We start from the raw sequence: 4,954 nt of genomic DNA, 5'->3' as shown, positions 1-4,954 counted from the left end.
GGTCGGGCGCGGGGGGTCGGGTGCGGTTCCCGGTCAGCCCGGGAAGGCCGGCCGGAACACCCCGGCCCGCGACCGCTCCCACGACCCGGTCTGCCGGTAGTGGAACAGGTCGCCCTTCGCGGTCCCCACGTACAGGTCGTCCGCGGTGTCGCCGACGGCGAGCGTCGGCGCCAGCTCCGGCGCGAGCCGCTCCCAGACCGCGGTGCTCGTGACCTGCTTGCCGTCCGCACCGGTGAGGATCGCCCCGAGGTCCGCCGTCCCCGTCGTCCCGCGCGACGACGGGTCGCCGCCGACGTCGACGACCCACGGCTGCACGAGCAGCCGCTTGTCGGTCCGCCGCCGGCTGCCGAGGACCGTGACCCGCCCGGCGCCGGACCACGCGACGTCACCGGCCCGCACGAGGTCGGGCAGCAACCGGACCGGATCGCCGAGGGAGACCGGCACGCCCGACTGCTGCCGCCGGACCCCGCACAGCAGCAGCCGGCTCGCCCGCCGCCCGTCGGCGGCGACGTCGTCGACGAGGACCACGGCCCGGGTGCCCTCGCGGCTGACCCGCAGCGCGACGACCTGCCCGGACCGCAGCCACGGTGCCGCGACGTCCACCCGGCGCACCCGGCCGCCGACGAGGATCGCCGCGACGACGGAGCCGGCGGGCCGGCGGGGGCTCGTCCACACCCACCCGCTCCAGTCGAACGAGGGGGACGTGAGCTCGGCGGCGGTGACGACGTCGCCCGGCGTCGCCGTCCCCTCGGCGATCTTCAGCGTGCGGGCGCCCGGGTCCTTGCCCGTGACGACGAGCGCGTACGTCCGGGGGGCGTCGGTGTAGGACATCGCCGGCCGCGCGCCCCCGGTGAGCTGGAGGCCGTCGAGGAGCCGGGTCGGACCGGTGCGCTGCCCGAGCAGGATGCGCGCCTTCGCGTCGACCGCGACGTACGTCGAGCCGGCGAAGGCCTGGTCCGCGGTCCGCGGCAGGGACGCGGCGCCGGGGGTCGGCCCGGCCCCACCGGCGCCGGGCAGCAGCTGGCCGTCGACGCTGATCTCGACGCGCGTCACGACGGCCGTGCCGTTCGCCTCCGCCATCGACCGCAGGAGCTGCTCGCGCAGCAGGGCCTGGGCCTGCTCGTCGAGCGCGAGCGCCGACTCGTCGAGGTCCACGGTCGCGACCCCGCCGACCGGCTCGGGCACCGACGACACCCGCAGCCGCAGCGGCCCGGGCGTCCGGGGAACGGTGACCGCGCCGGCGAGCCACGCCGACGGCCCCTCGAGCAGCGCCGTCACGACCTGGGTCTGCGTCGCGGCGAACCCCTCGCGGATGTACCGGACGTCGGGGACGAGCCAGCGCCCGGAGGGGTCCGGGAAGTACAGCGGCGTCGGCACGTGCCCGGACGACGTCTCGAACTGGCTCAGCGAGATCGGCAGCCCGTCGACGAGGCGGTCGATGCGCCACTCGCCGTCCCGGGCGACGAGCCCGTAGCGCAGCCGCCGGACCTGCGCCCGGGGCAGCACGCCCAGCCGGCCGAACCGGTCGAGGCCGGCCACGACCCCGTCGAGCCGGACGGCGACCTCGGCGCGCGCACCGTCCTGCGGGCGGGCGGCGGCGCTCGGCGTGGCCCGGGCCTGGCCGGTCGGCGGGGTGTCGGGGTCGCTGCCCGGCCCGCGGACGACGGTGACCCGGGAGGAGGTGTAGAGGACGACGTCGCCGTCGGCGTCCCAGGGGATGTTGCGGTCGGCGAGGAACTCGCGCGCCGTCTGCGACGAGCCGATCGCCGCCGCCCGCAGGAAGCCGTCGACGATCGCGTCCGGGCTGGACCCCGGCCGCGGCGGCAGGGCGATGGCCCGCCCGAGGTCCTCGACGGCGAGGTCGGTGCTCGTCGCGATCGGGCCGTCGGTCGGGATCCGGGCGCAGCCGGCGAGGGCCGCGCCGGCCGCGAGCAGGCCCGCGAGGGCCGCCCGGCGGCCGAGGACGACGTCCCCGGGCCGGCCCGCGGGACGGCCCTCGCGACGGCCGTCCGAGGCTCCCGGGTCAGCCACGGGCCCCGTCCCGGCTCTGCGGCGCGGCCTGCGGGTCGAGGGGGGCGGGCGTCGCCGCGGCCTCCGCCGCGGCCGCCTCGGTCTCGGTGAGCACCGTGTCGAGGTCGGCGATGAGCGCCTCGACGTCGAGGACGCCGGCCGGTCCGGACGCGAGCCCGGTGCCCGCGAGGTGGGTGCCACCGGCGGCGATCTCGTCGTGCTGGACGGCGTCCGGCGGCACGAGCGGCAGCGGGGAGGTGCGCAGGACGACGCCCGCCCGGCGCGGGAGCGTCAGCCGGAAGCTCGCGCCGCGGCCCGGGTCTCCCCAGACCTGGAGCCAGCCGCCGTGCAGGTGGGCGTCCTCGAGGGCGATCGCCAGGCCCAGCCCGGTGCCGCCGGTCGACCGGGCCCGGGCCGGGTCGGCCCGCCAGAACCGGTTGAAGACCATGCGGGCCTGGGCCGGGGTGAGCCCGACGCCGTGGTCGCGGACGACGACCGCGACGGCGTCCGCGCTGCCCGCGACCCGGACGACGACCGGCCGGCCCTCGCCGTGCTCGATCGCGTTGCCGACGAGGTTGCGGACGATGCGCTCGAGCCGGCGGGCGTCGACCTCGGCGATGCACGGCTGCGCGGGGACGTCGACGACGACGTCGCAGCGCCCGTCCGCGATCGGGCGCAGGCCGTCGACGACCCGGGCCACGACGTCGCGGACGTCGGCCGGGTCGACCTCGAGCACGGCCGCGCCGGCGTCGAAGCGGCTCACCTCGAGCAGGTCGGCGAGGAGGGACTCGAACCGGTCGAGCTGGGTCATGAGCAGCTCGGCGCTGCGCGCGGTCGCGGGGTCGAAGCCGTCGCGGGCCTCGTGGAGCACCTCGGTGGCCATCCGGATCGTCGTCAGCGGGGTCCGCAGCTCGTGCGAGACGTCGGAGACGAACCGGCGCTGGACCCGGGACAGCTCCTCGAGGCGGTGGATCTGCCGCTCCAGGCTCGTCGCCATGTCGTTGAACGCGGCGCCGAGCCGGGCCAGCTCGTCCTCGCCGCGCACCCGGACCCGCCGGTCGAGGTGGCCGGACGCGATCTCCTCCGCGGTCCGCGCCGCGAGCCGGACCGGTTCGACGACGGAACGGGTGACGACGAAGGCGACCCCCGCGACGAGCAGGACGAGCGCGGCGCCGCCGACGAAGAACGTCCGGCGGACGAGGTCGAGGGTGGCGGCCTCGCGGTCCTGCCGGAACACGAAGTAGAGCTCGTAGTCGCCGATGCCCTGGCCGAGGTCGAGCAGGCCTCCCCACGTGTAGCCCGGGCTGGTCCGGGGGGCGCCGCGGCCGGCGTCCCGCGGAGGCAGCGCCACCGGCCGGCCGAAGAGCTGGCCCTTCGTGGCGACGACCTGCCGCCGCAGGTCGGTGGGGATGACGTCCGCGGGCATCCCGGACGACGACCGGTCCTGGATCGGCCCGGCGGCCGTCGCGTCGAGGCTCTGCCGCAGGACGACGAACCGGTTGTCCTCGTTCGACAGCCGGGTCACGAGCTCGGTGCCGAACGGCCCGGGGTCGCCGCTGCGCCCCTTCACGAGCCGCTGGGCCTCGGCGTAGAGCTGCTTGGCCTCGCCGCGGGCGAGCTCGTTGCTCGAGGTCTGCAGGCCCTCGGAGATGCGTGCGAGCAGGACGCTCCCGACGGCGAGGACGACGAGCGTGGCGAAGACGACGGTCGTCGCGACGACGCGCAGCCGCAGCGAGCGCCGCCAGCGCAGCCGGCCCAGCCGCAGCCCCGCGAGGATGCCGGACGGCGTCCGCCGGCGCAGCGCGGCGACCGTGCGGTCGCGCAGCACGTGCTCCTGGACACGCTCGACGACGCGCTCGACGCCCCGGTCGGCGTCCGCGCGCTCGTCCGGGTCGGCGGCAACGGGGTGCTCGCCGGGCTCGGGGGCGGGAGGACCTGACACGGGAGGGACCTGGGATCTCTGCGAGGGGCGGGACCGTCCGGCGGGGGCCGAGGTCAGGCCGGGCCGGCCTTGTAGCCGACGCCGCGGACGGTGAGGACGATGTCCGGACGCTCCGGGTCGCGCTCGATCTTCGAGCGCAGCCGCTGGACGTGGACGTTGACGAGGCGGGTGTCCGCCGCGTGCCGGTAGCCCCAGACCTGCTCGAGGAGCACCTCGCGGGTGAACACCTGCCACGGCTTGCGGGCCAGGGCCACGAGGAGGTCGAACTCGAGCGGGGTCAGCGAGATGATCTCCTCGCCGCGGCGCACGGAGTGACCGGCGACGTCGATCGCGAGGTCGCCGATCTCGAGCATCTCCGGCGACGGCTCCTCGGTGCGGCGCAGCCGGGCCCGGACCCGGGCGACGAGCTCCTTGGGCTTGAACGGCTTGACGACGTAGTCGTCCGCGCCCGACTCCAGGCCGAGGACGACGTCCACCGTGTCGCCCTTGGCCGTGAGCATGACGATCGGGGTGCCGGACTCCGACCGGATCTGCCGGCAGACCTCGATGCCGTCCTTGCCGGGCAGCATGAGGTCGAGCAGGACGAGGTCGGGCCGGGTCGCCCGGAACGCCTCGAGCGCGCCGGAGCCGTCCGCGCAGAAGACCGGGTCGAACCCCTCCCCGCGCAGGACGATGCCGAGCATCTCGGCGAGGGCGGTGTCGTCGTCGACCACCAGCACGCGACCTCTCATGGCCTCATCGTGACACCGCGACGGTCCGGACCGCAGCCCGCGACAGGCTCCGGCACCCGTTTCGTGCAAGATCGGTCCCCGTGGGGGCCGTCGCAGCGGCGTGACAGGATGGCGCGCGGGGGAACCACGGACCGTGGCGGGGGCGTTCACGGCACGGCCGACGGCACTGCGGGCTGCGACGAGGGGGACCGATGACGGACCGGACGGGACCGGACGGGCAGCCGCCCGTCCCGTCGTCCACGCCGCCCGGGTGGCCGCCCGCCGGCCCCGC

At 76.8% G+C, this 4,954-nt stretch carries 3 protein-coding genes; all 3 read right to left on the bottom strand.

The window, feature by feature from the left end:
• Positions 1-33: 33 nt before the first annotated feature.
• The 3 genes from ECOMGDLI_RS02645 to mtrA are packed head-to-tail and all read right to left on the bottom strand — an operon-like array spanning position 34 to position 4,683.
• On the bottom strand, positions 34-2,031 hold the full coding sequence (locus ECOMGDLI_RS02645; protein ID WP_088313318.1) for an LpqB family beta-propeller domain-containing protein: 1,998 nt from the start codon (positions 2,029-2,031) through the stop codon (positions 34-36).
• A complete protein-coding gene (gene mtrB, locus ECOMGDLI_RS02640; protein ID WP_143447475.1) occupies positions 2,024-3,952 on the bottom strand; it encodes an MtrAB system histidine kinase MtrB in 1,929 nt (642 codons plus the stop codon). The genes ECOMGDLI_RS02645 and mtrB overlap by 8 nt, the downstream gene beginning before the upstream one ends.
• A 53-nt stretch (positions 3,953-4,005) precedes the next feature.
• On the bottom strand, positions 4,006-4,683 hold the full coding sequence (gene mtrA / locus ECOMGDLI_RS02635) for an MtrAB system response regulator MtrA (RefSeq protein WP_088286285.1): 678 nt from the start codon (positions 4,681-4,683) through the stop codon (positions 4,006-4,008).
• Positions 4,684-4,954 lie beyond the last annotated feature (271 nt).

The organism is Kineosporia sp. R_H_3, from assembly GCF_002198675.1.
GTDB lineage: Bacteria > Actinomycetota > Actinomycetes > Actinomycetales > Kineosporiaceae > R-H-3.
Note: the sequence above shows the minus strand (reverse complement) of the source record. Positions and strands in the feature narration are given on the sequence as shown.